13 protein-coding genes, 4 tRNA genes and 1 riboswitch are annotated in these 16,814 nt (G+C 59.6%); of the genes, 5 read left to right on the forward strand and 12 right to left on the reverse strand.

The genetic code is table 11. The annotated features are described in order from the left end of the window. Nucleotides 1-52: 52 nt before the first annotated feature. The 4 genes from AD662_RS21710 to AD662_RS21725 all read right to left on the reverse strand — a co-directional run bounded on the left by AD662_RS21710 (nucleotide 53) and on the right by AD662_RS21725 (nucleotide 4,353). The gene (locus AD662_RS21710; RefSeq protein WP_162493989.1) at nucleotides 53-1,294 is read right to left on the reverse strand and encodes a glutamine synthetase family protein; all 1,242 of its coding nucleotides are present in this window, start codon (nucleotides 1,292-1,294) and stop codon (nucleotides 53-55) included. Nucleotides 1,295-1,632: 338 nt separating this feature from the next. After that, nucleotides 1,633-2,325 carry a sensor histidine kinase gene (locus tag AD662_RS21715; protein ID WP_018612621.1) on the reverse strand — a complete coding sequence of 231 codons (693 nt, stop codon included), beginning with the start codon at nucleotides 2,323-2,325 and terminating at the stop codon, nucleotides 1,633-1,635. Further along, nucleotides 2,318-3,925, reverse strand: coding sequence for a tetratricopeptide repeat-containing response regulator (locus AD662_RS21720; RefSeq protein WP_018612623.1), 1,608 nt, complete (start codon nucleotides 3,923-3,925; stop codon nucleotides 2,318-2,320). Before AD662_RS21720 ends, AD662_RS21715 begins: the two co-directional genes overlap by 8 nt. A 351-nt stretch (nucleotides 3,926-4,276) precedes the next feature. Beyond that, nucleotides 4,277-4,353: transfer RNA gene (locus tag AD662_RS21725), tRNA-Arg, on the reverse strand. A gap of 525 nt (nucleotides 4,354-4,878) precedes the next feature. On the opposite strand from AD662_RS21725, the gene AD662_RS21730 reads away from it, so the two are divergent. The 3 genes from AD662_RS21730 to AD662_RS21740 all read left to right on the forward strand — a co-directional run bounded on the left by AD662_RS21730 (nucleotide 4,879) and on the right by AD662_RS21740 (nucleotide 6,871). After that, nucleotides 4,879-5,205, forward strand: a complete 327-nt coding sequence (locus AD662_RS21730) for an Arc family DNA-binding protein (RefSeq protein WP_003204761.1) — start codon at nucleotides 4,879-4,881, stop codon at nucleotides 5,203-5,205. A 165-nt stretch (nucleotides 5,206-5,370) separates the two neighbouring features. After that, nucleotides 5,371-6,183, forward strand: coding sequence for an AraC family transcriptional regulator (locus AD662_RS21735; protein WP_053189717.1), 813 nt, complete (start codon nucleotides 5,371-5,373; stop codon nucleotides 6,181-6,183). Nucleotides 6,184-6,262: 79 nt separating this feature from the next. Then, nucleotides 6,263-6,871 carry a LysE family translocator gene (locus AD662_RS21740; protein ID WP_053189718.1) on the forward strand — a complete coding sequence of 203 codons (609 nt, stop codon included), beginning with the start codon at nucleotides 6,263-6,265 and terminating at the stop codon, nucleotides 6,869-6,871. A gap of 564 nt (nucleotides 6,872-7,435) precedes the next feature. Here AD662_RS21740 and mgtE read toward each other — a convergent pair. After that, a complete protein-coding gene (gene mgtE, locus AD662_RS21745) occupies nucleotides 7,436-8,878 on the reverse strand; it encodes a magnesium transporter (protein WP_018612646.1) in 1,443 nt (480 codons plus the stop codon). Nucleotides 8,879-9,200: 322 nt separating this feature from the next. Here mgtE and AD662_RS21750 point away from each other — a divergent pair, with 322 nt between their 5' ends. Continuing rightward, nucleotides 9,201-9,704: a hypothetical protein gene (locus tag AD662_RS21750; RefSeq protein WP_024618894.1), complete on the forward strand. Its 504-nt coding sequence runs from the start codon at nucleotides 9,201-9,203 to the stop codon at nucleotides 9,702-9,704. Between the two features lie 40 nt (nucleotides 9,705-9,744). Here the strand turns inward: AD662_RS21750 and AD662_RS21755 are convergent. The 7 genes from AD662_RS21755 to ltaE form a co-directional block, all read right to left on the reverse strand. Then, nucleotides 9,745-9,821: transfer RNA gene (locus AD662_RS21755), tRNA-Arg, on the reverse strand. A 72-nt stretch (nucleotides 9,822-9,893) separates the two neighbouring features. Then, nucleotides 9,894-9,970 (reverse strand) — tRNA-Arg (locus AD662_RS21760). 106 nt (nucleotides 9,971-10,076) lie between these two features. Continuing rightward, nucleotides 10,077-10,167, reverse strand: a tRNA-Ser gene (locus tag AD662_RS21765). A gap of 62 nt (nucleotides 10,168-10,229) precedes the next feature. Then, complete coding sequence (csrA, locus tag AD662_RS21770; RefSeq protein ID WP_003178872.1) at nucleotides 10,230-10,418, reverse strand: carbon storage regulator CsrA; 189 nt, start codon at nucleotides 10,416-10,418, stop codon at nucleotides 10,230-10,232. Between the two features lie 184 nt (nucleotides 10,419-10,602). After that, entirely contained in the window at nucleotides 10,603-11,844 is a 1,242-nt protein-coding gene (locus AD662_RS21775; RefSeq protein ID WP_014339802.1) for an aspartate kinase, read from the reverse strand. A 92-nt stretch (nucleotides 11,845-11,936) separates the two neighbouring features. Beyond that, on the reverse strand, nucleotides 11,937-14,558 hold the full coding sequence (gene alaS, locus AD662_RS21780) for an alanine--tRNA ligase (RefSeq protein ID WP_053189719.1): 2,622 nt from the start codon (nucleotides 14,556-14,558) through the stop codon (nucleotides 11,937-11,939). 146 nt (nucleotides 14,559-14,704) lie between these two features. Continuing rightward, on the reverse strand, nucleotides 14,705-15,709 hold the full coding sequence (gene ltaE, locus AD662_RS21785; protein WP_018612654.1) for a low-specificity L-threonine aldolase: 1,005 nt from the start codon (nucleotides 15,707-15,709) through the stop codon (nucleotides 14,705-14,707). A 266-nt stretch (nucleotides 15,710-15,975) separates the two neighbouring features. After that, a riboswitch (FMN riboswitch) is annotated at nucleotides 15,976-16,144 on the forward strand. A 100-nt stretch (nucleotides 16,145-16,244) separates the two neighbouring features. Between ltaE and AD662_RS21790 the strand changes: the two genes are divergently transcribed. Further along, complete coding sequence (locus AD662_RS21790; RefSeq protein WP_003204780.1) at nucleotides 16,245-16,754, forward strand: 6,7-dimethyl-8-ribityllumazine synthase; 510 nt, start codon at nucleotides 16,245-16,247, stop codon at nucleotides 16,752-16,754. Nucleotides 16,755-16,814: the final 60 nt, after the last annotated feature.

Genomic DNA, 16,814 nt, shown 5'->3' on the forward strand with positions numbered 1-16,814 from the left:
CTTGAGGTGAGTAAGGGCTACCTGTTGAAGATAGCCCGAATGCGACGGTTCGTTATGCCTGGGCCGCGAGGACACGCCGCTCCCAGGGCGTGATTTCATCGAAGAAGCTGGTCAGTTCCAGGGTCTTGGAGGCGATGTAGCCTTCGATGAACTCCGTACCGAACAGTTCCTTCGCCAGATGACTACGCTTCAGACGCTCCAGGGCAGCATGCAAGGTACATGGCAGCGACAGATTATCCGGCACTTCGAATTCGCCCTGGATCGCCGCGCTCGGCTCCAGGTGATGTTCGATCCCATACAGCCCGGCGGCCAGGCTGGCAGCAATCGCCAGATAGGGGTTGGCATCGGCCCCCGGCAAGCGGTTCTCGACCCGCCGGGCCACTGGCGAACTGGCGGGAATCCGCAACCCGGCCGAACGGTTGTCATGGGACCAACAGGCATTGTTCGGTGAGGCGAACGGGTGGCACAGGCGCTGGTAGGAATTCACATTCGGCGCGAACAACGCGGTGAAATCCGCCAGGCATGCCTGTTGCCCACCGATGAAGTGCCGGAAAGCGGCCGTCGGTTCGCCTGCCTCGTCGCTGAAGACGTTGCGACCGCTGTCCGCCTCGACGACGCTCTGGTGGATATGCATCGAGCTGCCCGGCGTGTGGGCCAGGGGCTTGGACATGCAGACCACGGTCAGGCCGTGCTTGAGGGCCACTTCCTTGAGCAGGTGCTTGAACAGGAACGTCTGGTCGGCCAGCAACAGCGGATCGCCGTGCAGCAGATTGATCTCGAACTGGCTCACGCCCATTTCATGCATGAAGGTGTCGCGAGGCAGGCCCAGCGCCGCCATGCAGGCATAGACTTCACTGAAGAACGGGCGCAGGCCGTTGTTGGAGCTGACGCTGAACGCCGAATGGCCGTCTTCACGACGCCCATCCAGGCCCATCGGCGGCTGGAACGGCTGGGTCGGGTCCGGGTTGGGGGCGAACACGAAGAATTCCAGTTCGGTCGCCACCACCGGCGCCAGGCCAAGGGCGGCATAGCGAGCGACAACGGCCTTGAGCTGGCCGCGCGTCGAGAGCCGGGAGCTTTCACCGCTCAGCTCGTCGGCGTCGCAGATCGCCAGGGCACGGGGCTGTTGGCTCCAGGGCAGGCGGTGGATCTGTTTCGGATCGGCCACCAACGCCAGGTCGCCGTCGTCGCTGCCGTAGAAACGCGACGGCGGATAACCGCCCATGATGCATTGCAGCAGCACGCCCCGCGCCAACTGCAGCCGCCGGCCTTCGAGGAAACCCTCAGCGGTCATTACCTTGCCCCGCGGCACGCCATTCAAATCCGGCGTGACACATTCAATCTCATCAATGCCCGTCAGTCGCTGCGCGAGTGAACGCTGGCCATCGGTCGTCATGACGCAATCCTTGTTATGTGCGAGCCGCGAACGGCAACCCGTACAAAATAGGCTTCAGCTGTTCGGAATATCAAGCACCCGGAGGCAATAAACACCGAGTGCGGGAAATGTGGGAGCGGGCTTGCTCGCGAAAGCGGTGTATCAGTCAGCAAATGTATGACTGATACACCGCTTTCGCGAGCAAGCCCGCTCCCACAGGGGGTATGTGTTGGCAGGGAGATTTATGAAGCGATTGCTCAGGGCAGATAAAGCCGGAACACCCCACCACCCAACACACCGCCATTGGCAATCTCGGTGCGCCCGCTCACCCCGCCGCGCTGATGCAGCCCGGCGATCCGCGCGGCGAAGTACAGGCCCAGCCCGGTGCTGCCGCTGCTGTGGTTGATACCCTGCACATACTCGGCCTGACGCTCGATCATCTCTGGCGGGTAACCTTCACCGTCGTCGTTGATGGTCAGCACCAATTGCCCGGCCTCATCGCTGACACTGATCAGCAGCGCCTGGCGCGCATGGCGAATGGCGTTGTTGATGCAATTGTCGAGCACCGACGCCACCAGCTCACGGTCGAAAAAGCCCAAGGGGCTGAGCGGATCGACGTCATAGGTGACCATGATCCCGCGACTGCGGAACACATCCTGATGGCCGGCCAGTTGCGCCTCGATGAAGTCATCCAGCTCATGGTAGGCCGGGTGCAGCGGCAATTGGTTGACGCCGAGCTTGTACAGCCCCAGCAACTGCACCATGAGGCCATTGAGATGGGCGAACTCGAACTCGATGACGCCCTGCTCCGAGGTTTGCCGCTCGGATTCGGGCAAGCGTTCGAGCCATTGCCCATGCGCCTGCATGAGCAAGGTCAGGGAGTTTTTCATGTCGTGCACGGTCGACGCGATCACCGTGGAAAAATCGAGGGCCTGTTCGCTGTCACTCATCGCCAAATGCCTTGCTTCGCAGTTTTTGATAACGCGCAAAACGCGCATCGGTGTCGGGCATCATGCCCACCAGTTTCAGGCAGGCGCGGCACTCCTGCAGCAGTTCCGACTCCACACTGGTGTCGGTGCCATGCAGCAGCGATTGCGCCATGTTCAGGGCAATACTGATGTTCTTCGGTTGCATCTTCAGCGCGCGGCGGAACAGCTCCCGCGCCTCCGGCAACGCGCCGGTCTTGTAGACCCGCACGCCTTCGCGGTTCAACTCGGCGGCGGCATTGCCCTGGTTGAGGATGTTCGGGTCGTCGGTCAGCTTGGCGATGCCTTGCATCACCGTCGGGTCATCACCGTAGATTTCCGCGCAGTTCTTGAGCATCGACTCGCCGGCGCTGGTCTGGCCAAGCATTTGCAATTGCTTGGCCACCAGCAACGCAGCCTCGGCGCTCATGAACTGCTCCATGCCATCGAGGCGCTGCAAAGCCTGTTCGGTGAGCTTCTCGGCGGTTTCGGCATCGTTGAGCAACAGGCTGGTGGCCTTCATCAGCCGCGCCCGAACCTGCAACCCCGGGTCGTTGAGGTTCTCCTTCGCCACGGCGCTGAGAGTCGTGTTGATCTCCAGCCGGGTGCGGGTGTCGAGGCCTTTTTCGCTGCCCTTGCTGATCAACGCATGGGCCAGGCCGAGGTTGCTTTCCGGGTCCTTGAAGCGCGACTGCGCGCCCTGCCCGACCGCCTGGCGATAGGCCCGGGAAGCCGTGTCATAGTCTTCGTTGGTCATCGCCAGCTTGCCCAACAACGATTGGCGGCGCACCGCCAGCGGCGACAGGCGCACCGCCTCTTCCAGCACGTGCTGCGCCTGTTTGGTGTCACCTTCGGCCACCAGCACGTCGGCCATGCCGTCGTACAACGCCGGCATCATTGGAAAGACTTTCAGGGCCTTTTCATAAACGGCCTTGGCCTGCCCCACCTGACCACGCTTGAACATCAACTTGCCCAGCCCCACGTAAGCCCACGGCAACGGGCGATCCGCGATGATCGAGTTGTACAGTCGTTCAAGGGCCTCGTTCTGATTCAGGTCGCGCAACGCATCAGCCCGATAACGCAGGCACAACGGCCCGTAGCGCGGGTCCTGCTTGCACAAGGCGATGCAGGCATTGAGCACTTCCATCGGCTTGCCACGATCGAGGGCCTGCAGGATTGGCTTGAGCAGGGTCTTGCGCTGCTCGAGCCGCTCCAGCCGCTGGGCCAGGCCGGAGCGGTTGAACGGTTTGGTCAGGTACGCATCAGGCTCATGCTCCAAGGCACTGAGCACCATCGCCTGGCTGGTCTCAGCGGTCACCATGAGGAAAACACTTTCATGGCTGATCAACTTTTCGACCATCAGGTCTTCAAGCACCTGCTGGCCATTCTTGCGCCCATCGCCCAGGTGATAATCCTGCAAGATGAAGTCATAGCGTTTCTGCGAGCACATGCGCAGCGCCACTTCACCGGTGTCGGCGGTGTCCACGTCCTTGACGCCCAGCTCACGCAGCATGGAGCGGATCGAACTGCGAAAATCCGAGAAATCATCGACGATCAGAAAACTTTTTTGGTGGTACGCCAGCATCGAGGATGTCCAGGCAAGTAAGAAAATAACCCAATGGCATAACAACGAAACGCCGTGTCACAGCCCCGAAGCGCGCAGATGATAGCCACCAACCAGCAACGTTCAAGGGATTTCAGCAACCGCTTGGCCTGGCTGAGTCGTGACGCACATTGCGAGCCGAAACGCAGAAGACAACCGGGCTCATCGGGTTATCGGCAGGCGATGGCGTTCCGTTAAGGGGAAACGCGTGGCAGAAACCGAGTGCGAAGGATCAGCTAAACACAGAACCCGTGGCGAGGTTGTTGATCGTTCGGGAGATGGGGACGCGAGCAGGAAAAGTCAGCGGCAATTTCGCTAACCCATTGTTTATAATGGTGTCCCAGGGCAGGTTCGAACTGCCAACCTTCCCCTTAGGAGGGGGATGCTCTATCCAATTGAGCTACTGAGACACGAGTCGACCACGAGAGACGCGGTGCGCAGGACGGCGTGCATGTTAACGACCTGCCCTGCGTTTGTCATGTCGCCCATGGCTTTTTAAGTGTAGGCAAATAGTACTCCCTGTAAGGCTGACAGATCCTGGACGCCGAGCTTGGGCCGCCATTCATCTGTCCTGGCTCACTTATCCTAGTAAATCGGCCATTTGCCACTATCCTGTACAAGACAGGGACGGCACAGGTTTTTGTCCATTTCCGTTATCCGCCAGACGGTATGGCACATAGACACAATCCGACGGTCACAGATGCGAACCTGTTGTTTTTTACCAACCAGTCCGCATTTTTTGATGAAGGGTACTGGCAGAACGCCTTTACCCGGATCAGAATTTGTCACAGAATTGGCGCCAATGATCTGGCAATTTTGAGGCATGATGCGGGCCTCTTAACAATTCAGGTTGAACATTTGGCAATGGAGCTTGTCCTATCGACATCCTGCGGCCAATCCCGAGAACCGCTCCCCTGAACTAACCGGTTAAATATATGCGCCCATTGAAACAGGCAATTTATTCCAGCCGTACGGCTGACAAGTTCGTCGTACGTCTGCCAGACGGAATGCGGGAACGCATTGCCGAAGTGGCTCGCAATCATCACCGCAGCATGAACTCTGAAATCATCGCGCGTCTTGAGCAAAGCCTTATTCAGGAAGGCGCGTTGGGTGAAGAGTTGAGCATGCGCCTGGACAGCCCGGAGCTGTCATTGCATGAGCGCGAACTGCTTCAACGCTTCCGACAACTCTCCCATCGCCAGCAGAACGCCCTCGTTTCGCTGATTGCCCATGACGCAGAAATGGCCGCAGACGCGACCTGATAGCCCCCAAATACTCAAGCCAGCCTCGTGCTGGCTTTTTTTTGCCTGGCGTTTGGCCCAAACCTGCATTTCAAGCGCTCATCAGAGCCATCGAATCAGCACCACTGCCGATCCATGGCAGTGATGCTAAATTGATTCGCTAAAAGCATGGGCCCGGAGGCCTGCATGACAGGTCACGCATTCAAGATCCAAAGAATCCCAGGGTTGGGCGTGGAAATCGTCGAGGCCGATTCAGATCGAACGTTTGTCCGGCATATGCACGAACATTTTGGTATTGGCTTGCTTGTGCGCGGGGCGCAACGCTCAGCCAGCGGCCGAGGCCAGGTAGAAGCGACGGCTGGCGACCTTATATCGGTCAATCCTGCCGAAGTGCATAACGGCGCGCCCATTGGAAACGGAACGCGTCGTTGGCAAATGCTGTATTTCGACCCGCCGCTGATTGCGCAGGCATTCAAGGATATGGCGAACGACGGGGGCAGCTGTGCCCAGGAATTCGCTTACCCGGTGCTGCAAAGCCCGCGTGCGGCAGCATTGTTCCGCACTTTGTACCAAGCCGTCGCTCAAGCCGAGGAGTTTGGCGATCACCTGAAGATCGAAGAAACGCTCACGCTTTTGCTCGAACATTTGCTGGATCGCTCCATGCCGATATCGTCTTTGCCGGAGGTCGCGGCAAACCGTGCGAAAGCCTTGATCGACGACGATCCACAGTCGCCCATGTCGCTTGCCCTGCTCGCCAGGGAGGCCGATTTAAGCCGCTTTCAACTGGTGCGCGCCTTCACCCGCCTGACCGGTTTGACACCCCACGCCTATCTGCTGCAACGACGCATCCACCGAACACGACAACTGATCGCTGCAGGCATGCCGCTGGCCGACGCGTCCCTGGCCAGCGGTTTCGCCGATCAGAGCCATATGACCCGATGCTTCGTGCGCAGCTTTGGATTTTCACCGGGCATGTACGCCCGGCAAGGACACCCGTAGCGACCTGCAATTTCGTTCAAGACGCTCCTCCTCACCGCTGGCAGGCTGGAGACTTCATAACTGCCAAGGTCGGCGTCGCATGAACCTCGATTTTTTTATCACTTCCCTGATCGTGGCGGCTTCGCCTGGCACTGGCGTGGTCTATACGGTTGCAGCTGGCCTGGCCCGGGGCTGGCGCGCGAGTGTGGTAGCCGCATTGAGTTGCACCCTGGGGATCGTGCCGCACATGCTGGCAGCCATCACGGGCCTCGCTGCACTGCTGCACACCAGCCCATTGGCCTTCGAGATCACCAAGTACCTGGGCGTCGCTTACCTATTGTGGATGGCATGGAGCACGCTCCAGAGCCATGGGGCATTGCATATTGATCCGCACAAGACTCCGCGCTCGAATGGCGCGGTGATTTTTTCGGGCATCTTGCTCAACCTGCTGAATCCAAAGCTGTCGATTTTTTTCCTGGCCTTTCTACCGCAATTTCTCGCGCCAGGAGAAACGGATGCCATGTGGCGCATGCTGCAACTGAGCTTCATCTTCATGGCGATCACCTTTGCCATCTTCGTCATCTATGGCGTGTTCTGCGCATCGATGCGCCACCATGTTCTGGAGCGTCCATCCGTGTTGCAGTGGATACGCCGACTATTCTCGGCAGCTTTTTTGTTACTGGCGGCGCGATTGGCGTTGATGCAGTGATGCGTGGGGGGGGGGGATTTTGCGGGGGCAGGGTTGGTGTGTATATCCGTTGCTGCGGTAACGGCTGCTTAGGGTTCCGCTCTTACAGCGGCTCACTTTTGAGAAGCGCAAAAGTAAGCAAAACGCTACATGCCCCACCACTCGGTGCCTCGCTTAGGCTCGGCATGCCCTCACTCCGGCATTGCTCCGTGGGCCCGCCGCGAAGGGCCATCCATGGCCCAGCGCGGCTACCTCGGCATCCATGCCGAGGTGCCCACTGCGCAATGCCTACGTTCGGCCAGCGTGGTTAACGGGGCGCCGAGATCAACGTCCGCCCCGAGGCGGCCTTATAGCCGACCTGGCTTAGGGTGATCGCGTTTCTCCTGTGGGAGCGGGCTTGCTCGCGAAAGCGGTGGTGCAGCTCCATAGAGGCTGGACCTGCCTGCTGCTCTTACCTTGAGTTCTTGACGCCCCGCAAATCAAAAGAAGCCCCGAAAAAAAACGGCGCTTCCCATTTCTGAAAGAAGCGCCGTTTTTCTATGTGGACAATATTACGCCAAACAGGCGGGTTTCTCGATGAGCGACTCAGAGCAGGAAAATCGTCGCCAACCCCAGGAAAATGAAGAACCCGCCACTGTCAGTCACGGCCGTGATCATCACACTGGCGCCCATGGCAGGGTCACGGCCCATGCGGGCCAGGGTCATGGGGATCAGGACCCCCATCAATGCCGCCAACAACAGATTGAGCGTCATCGCGGCCGTCATGACCACCCCCAACGACCAGCTGCCATAGAGCAGATAAGCCACCACGCCAATTACACCACCCCAAATCACGCCGTTGATCAGGGACACAGCCAGTTCCTTGCGCATCAATCGCGATGTGTTGCCGGTGCTGACCTGGTCCAGCGCCATGGCACGGACGATCATGGTGATGGTCTGGTTGCCGGAGTTGCCACCGATGCCGGCGACGATGGGCATCAGCGCCGCAAGCGCCACCAGTTTTTCGATGGAGCCTTCGAACAGGCCGATGACCCGGGAAGCGACAAACGCCGTGATCAGGTTGATCGCCAGCCAGGCCCAGCGGTTACGCAGGGATTTCCAGACCGAGGCGAAGATGTCTTCTTCTTCGCGCAGACCGGCCATGTTGAGGACTTCGCTTTCGCTTTCCTCACGAATCAAGTCGACCATTTCATCGATGGTCAGACGGCCGATCAGCTTGCCGTTCTTGTCGACCACCGGCGCCGAAATCAAGTCATAACGTTCGAACGCCTGGGCCGCATCATAGGCGTCTTCGTCCGGGTGAAAGCTCACCGGATCGCTGGCCATGACCTCGGCCACCTGTTTTTCCGGGTCGTTGACGAGCAGGCGCTTGATGGGCAGCACGCCCTTGAGCACGCCGTCGTAGTCGACCACGAAAAGCTTGTCGGTATGCCCCGGCAGTTCCTTGAGGCGACGCAGGTAGCGCAAGACCACTTCAAGGCTGACGTCCTCGCGGATCGTCACCATCTCGAAGTCCATCAGCGCACCGACCTGCTCCTCGTCGTAGGACAACGCCGAACGCACACGCTCACGCTGCTGGCCGTCGAGGGCTTCCATCAGTTCATGGACAACGTCCCGCGGCAGTTCGGGCGCAAGGTCGGCGAGTTCGTCGGCGTCCATTTCCTTGGCCGCCGCCAGCAACTCATGATCATCCATGTCGGCGATCAGGGTTTCGCGAACCGAGTCCGACACTTCGAGCAGGATGTCACCGTCGCGATCAGCCTTGACCAACTGCCAGACCGTCAGACGTTCTTCCAGTGGCAGGGCTTCAAGAATGTAGGCGACGTCGGCGGAGTGCAGATCATCGAGCTTGCGTTGCAGCTCGACGAGATTCTGCCGGTGGACCAGGTTCTCGACCCGGTCATGATGCGGACCTTCCTGGCGATGCGTCAGGTCTTCGACGACCCGCTGGCGATGCAGCAGCTCAATAACTTGAGCGAGGCGATCCTGAAGGCTTTCCTGCGTTTTTTTTACTTCTACTTGGGTCATAGGCGAACTCCACTCCCAGCAGTGGAGCACGCCGGAAGGATCAATCAGTCAATTCATGATTGGCAAAACTAAATATTGAGTAACTACTGGGTAAGTCCATGGAGATATTCCAAAGCCCCGGCGGGGCTGACGGGCGCAATCATACACCGCTTGACGCTTTAAAACGCTAAAAAATCATGGCAAGAACAAGCGCTTGCGAGACAAACCTGAACCCAGGCTGAACCTGTTCCTTTACGACGACTTATCCAGAAAAGAAAACACACGCCGCGGCAGAAATGCGGCGACTACCCTTCTCTTCTGCACCGTCAAGGAGGACGACCGGATGCACCTCAACCACTGCCTGTTCCTGCTCGCCTGCTTGCCCTGCCTGCCTTTATGGGCTGCCGGGCAGACCGTGCATCGCTGCGAAAGTAATGCAGGACACGTTACATTCACCACCCTGAGCTGCGGCCCGGGAGAAACCCTGTCGCTACAGCAGATCCATCCGTACCGCCCAGGTTCGACCGAACCGACGAGCGAGGCGATGCTGCCCGAAGCGGAGCGCTGGCAAACATCCAGCAACAAAACCACACGCAAGGAACCGACCGTGGTTGGTCAGTTCCAGGACCGCTGCGGGAACCTCATCGACGCCAGGCAACGCCGCGACGCCATCCTGGACCGACGCATCATCGCCGGCATGAGCCAGCAGGACGTAGAAAGCGCCCTGGGCAAGCCAGACTCGATCAAAGTTCGGAATTCGAGCACGCGGTATAGCTACAAGGCGAAGAAAGGCCGCAGCGCAGAGGTCGTGTTCGATGAGAGGGGATGCGTAAAAGGCAAATCGTAGACAGCAAAAAGCCCGCGTAAAACGCGGGCTTCTTGGTGTTTGGTGCACTCGACAGGATTCGAACCTGTGACCGCTCGGTTCGTAGCCGAGTACTCTATCCAGCTGAGCTACGAGTGCAAGTTGTGGTTTTATACCAGATCACAACTGGTTGAAGCCAAGTTATTTGCATTGCTGCAAACAACTCTTAAATGGTGCACTCGACAGGATTCGAACCTGTGACCGCTCGGTTCGTAGCCGAGTACTCTATCCAGCTGAGCTACGAGTGCATTTGTTGCCGCGCATTATAGGTCGTCAATTCCTTTTGTAAAGCGCTTTTTTCAGTAATTTCAAGCACTTACTGATCGAGCCAGGTTTTGACGCACTAAAAAATAATGGCGGAGAACGGGGGATTCGAACCCCCGACACCCTTTTGAGGTGTACTCCCTTAGCAGGGGAGCGCCTTCGGCCACTCGGCCAGCTCTCCGCAACACGGGGCGTATATTAACCACCTTCATCCCCGTTTGCAAACATAAAAATCGATAAAAATTAATGGCTTGGTTCGTCGTCCTTCTCTTTCTTGATACGCAGGTAAATTTCCTCGCGGTGTACAGCAACCTCTTTCGGGGCGTTGACGCCGATACGCACTTGGTTTCCTTTGACGCCGAGCACGGTCACGGTGATTTCGCCATCGCCAATAATCAGGCTTTCTGCACACCGACGGGTCAGAATCAGCATACCTTTCTCCTCACGCAATTCACTTAAGGGACAACAGTCTGCAAAAAAAAGGCATTGGACCTACAACCGAAACGGTCGAAGCCTACAGGCCTAGTATTGACCAGCGCGGGCAAAAGAACAGTTTTGGGACGCGCCATTCAGAAAAACAAAGGGCGCGGTCCAGCCGCGCCCTCCAGACAACGCTTTACTCGCCCGGTTGGGCAGCAGCGTCGAGTTCGAAAGCCGTGTGCAGGGCGCGCACGGCCAGTTCCAGGTACTTCTCTTCGATCACCACGGAAACCTTGATTTCCGAAGTAGAGATCATCTGGATATTGATGCTTTCCTTAGCCAGGGATTCGAACATGCGGCTGGCCACGCCTGCGTGGGAGCGCATGCCGACACCGACGATCGAGACCTTGGCGATCTTGGTATCGCCCACCACTTCCCGGGCACCGATCTCGCCAGCGGTTTTTTTCAGTATCGCTTCGGCCGACTGGTAGTCGTTACGGTGCACGGTGAAGGTGAAGTCAGTGGTGTTATCGTGCGAGACGTTCTGCACGATCATGTCGACTTCGATGTTCGCGGCACTGATCGGGCCGAGAATCTTGAACGCCACGCCGGGGGTGTCTGGCACGCCACGGATGGTCAGCTTGGCTTCATCGCGGTTGAAAGCGATGCCGGAAATGATCGGCTGTTCCATGGATTCCTCTTCATCAATAGTAATGAGGGTGCCCGGACCCTCTTTGAAGCTGTGCAGAACGCGCAGCGGAACGTTGTACTTGCCGGCGAATTCGACCGCCCGGATCTGCAACACCTTCGAACCGAGACTGGCCATTTCCAGCATCTCTTCGAACGTGATCTTGTCCAGGCGCTGGGCCACAGGCACCACGCGTGGGTCAGTGGTGTAGACACCGTCCACATCGGTGTAGATCTGGCATTCGTCAGCCTTGAGGGCCGCTGCCAGCGCTACGCCCGTGGTGTCGGAACCGCCACGACCGAGGGTGGTGATGTTGCCCTGCTCGTCCACGCCCTGGAAACCGGCGACGACCACGACACGGCCAGCCTTCAGGTCGCCGCGAATCTTCTGGTCGTCGATCTGCAGAATACGCGCTTTATTGTGCGCGCTGTCCGTCAGGATACGCACCTGGTTGCCGGTGTAGGACACCGCCGGCACACCACGCTTGATCAGCGCCATGGCCAGCAAGGCGATGGTCACCTGCTCGCCAGTGGAAACGATCACGTCCAGCTCACGGGGAACCGGTTGCTGGTCGCCGCTGATTTGCTTGGCCAGATCGATCAGACGGTTGGTCTCGCCGCTCATTGCCGACAGCACAACCACCAGGTCATCGCCCGCCTCGCGGAATTTCTTAACCTTGTCGGCGACTTGTTCGATTCTCTCGACAGTGCCGACCGAGGTGCCTCCAAATTTCTGTACGATCAAAGCCATTTCAAAGCCGCCTCTGCCCATGAAGGGCGCCCAATAAATCACTCAAACAGCGGCTGGGCTCGTCACTAGACCACGAGCCCAGCGGCGCTGCCTTAAATACCCTGCTCTACAAATGCAACGGTCTGGGCCAGTGCCGCGTCCAGTGCGCCGACGTCGGTACCACCGCCTTGCGCCATGTCCGGACGACCACCGCCCTTGCCGCCCACTGCCGCAGCGGCTTGCTTCATCAAATCACCGGCTTTGAGTTGGCCAGTCAGGTCTTTGGTCACGCCTGCGACGAGAACGACCTTTTCCTCATGGACACTGCCGAGCAGGATCACTGCGCGGCCGAGTTTGTTTTTCAGTTGATCGACCAGCGCCAGCAGCGCCTTGCCATCCTGGCCGTCCAGACGCACGGCCAGCACGTTCACGCCCTTGACGTCCACGGCCTGGGCCGACAGATCGTCGCCCGCGGCGCTGGCGGCCTTGGCCTGCAACTGCTCGAGTTGCTTTTCCAGCAGGCGGTTGCGCTCCAGCACAGCCGACAGCTTGTCGATCAGGTTATCGCGGCTGCCCTTGATCAGGGTTGCCGCTTCCTTGAGTTGTTCTTCGGCCGCGTTGAGGTACGCCAGGGCCGCCGCGCCGGTGACCGCTTCGATCCGGCGCACGCCGGATGCCACGCCACCTTCGCTGATGATTTTCATCAGGCCGATGTCACCGGTGCGGTTGGCGTGGATACCACCGCACAGCTCGACGGAGAAGTCGCCCATGCTCAGCACGCGCACGCTGTCGCCGTATTTCTCGCCGAACAACGCCATCGCGCCCTTGCGCTTGGCGGTCTCGATGTCGGTTTCTTCGGTTTCCACCGGGGTGTTCTTGCGAATCTCGGCGTTGACGATTTCTTCCAACGCCTTGAGCTGCTCAGGCTTGATGGCTTCGAAATGGCTGAAGTCGAAGCGCAGGCGCTGACTGTCCACCAACGAACCCTTCTGCTGGACATGCTCGCCCAGCACCTGGCGCAACGCAGCGTGCAGCAAGTGCGTGGCGGAGTGGTTCAGCGACGTGGCATGCCGAACGTCGGCGTCGACATGGGCGGCCACCGGGGCGGCGATCATCAGGCTGCCCGAAGCCAGCACGCCGTGGTGCAGGAACGCGCCACCGGTCTTGGTGGTGTCACGCACGTCGAAACGCGAACTGCCCGCCTGCAGGTAACCGCTGTCGCCGATCTGGCCGCCGGATTCGGCGTAGAACGGGGTCTTGTCCAGCACGATCACGCCTTCCTGGCCTTCGCTCAGGATGTCGACCGACTGCCCGTCCTTATAGATGGCAACGATCTTGGCCGAGCCGGTGGTGCCGGCATAACCGGTGAACTCGGTGGCCACGTCAACCTTGACCAGGCTGTTGTAGTCCATGCCGAAGGAGCTGGCGGAACGCGCACGCACCCGCTGGGCGTCCATCTCACGCTCGAAACCTTCCTCGTCGAGGGTCAGGTTGCGTTCGCGGGCGATGTCGCCGGTCAGGTCCATCGGGAAACCGTAGGTGTCGTACAGCTTGAACACCACATCGCCCGGAACCACGTTGCCCTTGAGCTCGGCCAGGTCCTGCTCGAGGATCTTCAGGCCTTGCTCCAGGGTCTTGGCGAATTGTTCTTCTTCAGCCTTGAGCACGCGCTCGATGTGCGCCTGCTGGGACTTGAGCTCCGGGAAGGCTTCGCCCATCTCGGCCGCCAATGCCGCGACGATCTGATAGAAGAAGCTGCCCTTGGCGCCCAGCTTGTTGCCGTGACGGCAGGCGCGACGGATGATCCGGCGCAGCACATAACCGCGGCCTTCGTTGGAAGGCAGCACACCGTCGGCGATCAGGAAACCGCAGGAACGGATGTGGTCGGCCACCACTTTGAGCGACGCCTGGTTGTCGTTGGTGCAACCGATGGCCTGGGCCGACGCGCTCAGCAGGCTCTGGAACAGGTCGATTTCGTAGTTGGAGTGAACGTGCTGCAGCACCGCACTGATCCGCTCCAGGCCCATGCCGGTGTCGACCGACGGCGCTGGCAGCGGATGCAACACGCCATCGGCGGTGCGGTTGAACTGCATGAACACGTTGTTCCAGATCTCGATGTAGCGGTCGCCGTCTTCTTCCGGCGAGCCGGGTGGGCCGCCCCAGATGTCGGCGCCGTGATCGTAGAAAATCTCGGTGCACGGGCCGCACGGGCCGGTGTCGCCCATGGTCCAGAAGTTATCGGAGGCGTAAGGCGCGCCTTTGTTGTCGCCAATGCGCACCATGCGCTCAGCCGGGACACCGACCTCTTTGGTCCAGATGTCATAGGCTTCGTCGTCGGTGGCGTAGACCGTTACCCAGAGCTTCTCCTTGGGCAGGTTCAGCCACTTGTCGGAGGTCAGGAAGGTCCAGGCGAAGGTGATGGCGTCGCGCTTGAAATAGTCACCGAAGCTGAAGTTACCCAGCATTTCGAAGAACGTGTGGTGACGTGCGGTATAACCGACGTTTTCCAGGTCGTTGTGCTTGCCGCCGGCACGCACGCACTTCTGGCTGCTCACCGCACGGGTGTAGGCACGCTTTTCCTGGCCCAGGAAGCAGTCCTTGAACTGGTTCATCCCCGCGTTGGTGAACAGCAGGGTCGGGTCGTTGCCCGGAATCAAAGAGCTGGAGGCTACTCGGGTGTGGCCTTGCTCTTCGAAGAAGCGAAGGAAGGCTTCACGGATTTCTGCGCTTTTCATTAGGTTCTTCCACGGAGGCTGCGGCCAAAGGCCTGTGCAAAACGTCAACAGACGAAGCAACGGCAAAGGGCCGCATTATATCGGCCCTGCGCGTGGGGTACAGCGTGTTTATGCGATAGAAACTGTCAATTGGCCCGGTTGACGGGTCAGTGGCGGGAAAAATCGACGAAAGCGGCGATCACCTGGTCGATTTGCGCCGCGCTCACGTCCATGTGCGTCACCATTCGCAGACGTGGCGCCGCGCTGAGCTTGACGCCCCGTTCATCGGCAAATGCCTTGATCGCCTCGGCCCGCTCGCCCATTTGCACGTAGACCATGTTGGTCTGCACCGGCTCGACCTCGTAACCCGCCGCGCGCAAGCCCTCGGCGAGCCGCTGGGCATTGGCGTGGTCATCGGCCAGGCGCTGGACCTGATGTTCCAGGGCATACAGCCCAGCTGCCGCAAGGATCCCGGCCTGGCGCATGCCGCCGCCGACCATCTTGCGCAGCCGGCGGGCCTTGCCGATCAGCTCGACGCTGCCGCACAGGACCGAGCCCACCGGCGCGCCGAGGCCCTTGGACAGGCACACCGACACCGAATCGAAATATTGCGTGATCTGTCGGGCATCGACATTCAGCTTGACCGCAGCGTTGTACAACCGCGCCCCGTCCAAATGCAGGGCCAGGCCATGTTCCTGGGTGAAACGCCGGGCCCGGGCCAGGTATTCCAATGGCAACACCTTGCCCTGCATGGTGTTTTCCAGGGCCAGCAGGCGAGTGCGAGCAAAGTGGAAGTCATCGGGCTTGATCGCCGCCGCGACGTGCGCCAGATCCAGGGAACCGTCCGCCTGCACCTCAAGGGGCTGGGGCTGGATCGAACCGAGCACGGCCGCCCCGCCGCCTTCGTATTTATAGGTGTGGGCTTGCTGGCCGACGATGTATTCGTCACCGCGCTCGCAGTGGGCCATCAACCCCAACAGGTTGCTCATGGTCCCCGTGGGCACGAACAGCGCTGCGGCAAACCCCAGGCGCGCGGCCAGTTCAGCCTCGAGGCGATTGACGGTCGGGTCTTCCCCATACACGTCATCGCCGGTCGGCGCGCTGGCCATGGCATCGAGCATGCCGACGGTAGGTTGGGTGACCGTGTCGCTGCGTAGATCGATAACGCTCATGAATCTGGCCTCGGGTGCTGGAGGGGGAATTCCCTTTCGAAGGGCAATTACTGCGGGCATGGCGAGGAATAATCAAGCCCAGTCGACGGAAAGGGCAACAACCCCCTTGTGTGCCGTGGGAGCAAAGCTTGCTCGCGATGGCGTCAGGTCAGGCAGTATTGATGTTGACTGACCCACCGCCATCGCGAGCAAGCTTTGCTCCCACGGCTCGCTCCCACAGTGGGTTATGTGTTAAAAATTGTCCGCCGTCACACAGCGTGGCGGCAAAACGTTCTCAGGGCGGGGTGTAATTCCCCACCGGCGGTAATTGCACGCAACGTGCATAGCCCGCGAGCGCTTGGTGGTGCACCGCTTTTTGGGGTGTAGCGACAAGGTCAGCAGACCCGGTGTGATTCCGGGGCCGACGGTCATAGTCCGGATGAAGAGAGAACGGGATTGGCACCCAAGGGCCGACTGCGACTGTCCGTGCGCGGCGTACCCTCGAATCCCCTTCGATTCATGACGCCCTGTTTTTCACACAAACAGGAACCAGAACATGCAACCCACTGCAATCGACAGCAAAAGCAAAAGTCATCCGGGCGAGCGCGTCGCGTTCATCCAGGCCTGCTGGCACAAGGAAATCGTCGACCAGAGCCGTAAAGGCTTCGTCGCCGAAATGATCACCCAGGGTTACCAGGAAAGTGATATCGACTTCTTCGAAGTCGGTGGTGCCTTCGAGATTCCGCTGCACGCCAAGCTGCTGGCCAAGTCAGGCCGCTACGCTGGCATCGTCGCCGCCGGCCTGGTGGTGGACGGTGGCATCTACCGTCACGAGTTCGTCGCCCAATCGGTGATCAGCGGCCTGATGCAGGTCCAGCTGGAAACCGAAGTGCCGGTATTCTCGGTGGTGCTCACGCCGCATCACTTCCATGCAGGGGAAGAACATCAGAAGTTCTTCTTCGAACATTTCGTGCACAAGGGCCAGGAAGCAGCGAAAACCTGTGCCGATACATTGCACAAGACCCGGGCGTTGCGCCGTAGTGAGCAGCGGGCGGTAGCGGTTTAAATCCAAACGCAGATCCAAATGTGGGAGCGGGCTTGCTCGCGAATGCGGTGTGTCAGTTAA

Origin of the sequence: Pseudomonas kilonensis (assembly GCF_001269885.1) — a bacterium.
Lineage (GTDB): Bacteria > Pseudomonadota > Gammaproteobacteria > Pseudomonadales > Pseudomonadaceae > Aquipseudomonas > Aquipseudomonas kilonensis.

What these genes read in the sequence shown, in the direction of transcription:
- AD662_RS21730 (WP_003204761.1), top strand. Translation starts at nt 4,879, where the DNA reads ATGCGCCCATTGAAACAGGCAATTTATTCCAGCCGTACGGCTGACAAG.
- AD662_RS21720 (WP_018612623.1), bottom strand. Translation starts at nt 3,925, where the DNA reads ATGCTGGCGTACCACCAAAAAAGTTTTCTGATCGTCGATGATTTCTCG.
- ltaE (WP_018612654.1), bottom strand. Translation starts at nt 15,709, where the DNA reads ATGAGCGTTATCGATCTACGCAGCGACACGGTCACCCAACCTACCGTC.
- AD662_RS21740 (WP_053189718.1), top strand. Translation starts at nt 6,263, where the DNA reads ATGAACCTCGATTTTTTTATCACTTCCCTGATCGTGGCGGCTTCGCCT.
- AD662_RS21715 (WP_018612621.1), bottom strand. Translation starts at nt 2,325, where the DNA reads ATGAGTGACAGCGAACAGGCCCTCGATTTTTCCACGGTGATCGCGTCG.
- alaS (WP_053189719.1), bottom strand. Translation starts at nt 14,558, where the DNA reads ATGAAAAGCGCAGAAATCCGTGAAGCCTTCCTTCGCTTCTTCGAAGAG.
- mgtE (WP_018612646.1), bottom strand. Translation starts at nt 8,878, where the DNA reads ATGACCCAAGTAGAAGTAAAAAAAACGCAGGAAAGCCTTCAGGATCGC.
- csrA (WP_003178872.1), bottom strand. Translation starts at nt 10,418, where the DNA reads ATGCTGATTCTGACCCGTCGGTGTGCAGAAAGCCTGATTATTGGCGAT.
- AD662_RS21710 (WP_162493989.1), bottom strand. Translation starts at nt 1,294, where the DNA reads ATGACCGCTGAGGGTTTCCTCGAAGGCCGGCGGCTGCAGTTGGCGCGG.
- AD662_RS21750 (WP_024618894.1), top strand. Translation starts at nt 9,201, where the DNA reads ATGCACCTCAACCACTGCCTGTTCCTGCTCGCCTGCTTGCCCTGCCTG.
- AD662_RS21790 (WP_003204780.1), top strand. Translation starts at nt 16,245, where the DNA reads ATGCAACCCACTGCAATCGACAGCAAAAGCAAAAGTCATCCGGGCGAG.
- AD662_RS21775 (WP_014339802.1), bottom strand. Translation starts at nt 11,844, where the DNA reads ATGGCTTTGATCGTACAGAAATTTGGAGGCACCTCGGTCGGCACTGTC.
- AD662_RS21735 (WP_053189717.1), top strand. Translation starts at nt 5,371, where the DNA reads ATGACAGGTCACGCATTCAAGATCCAAAGAATCCCAGGGTTGGGCGTG.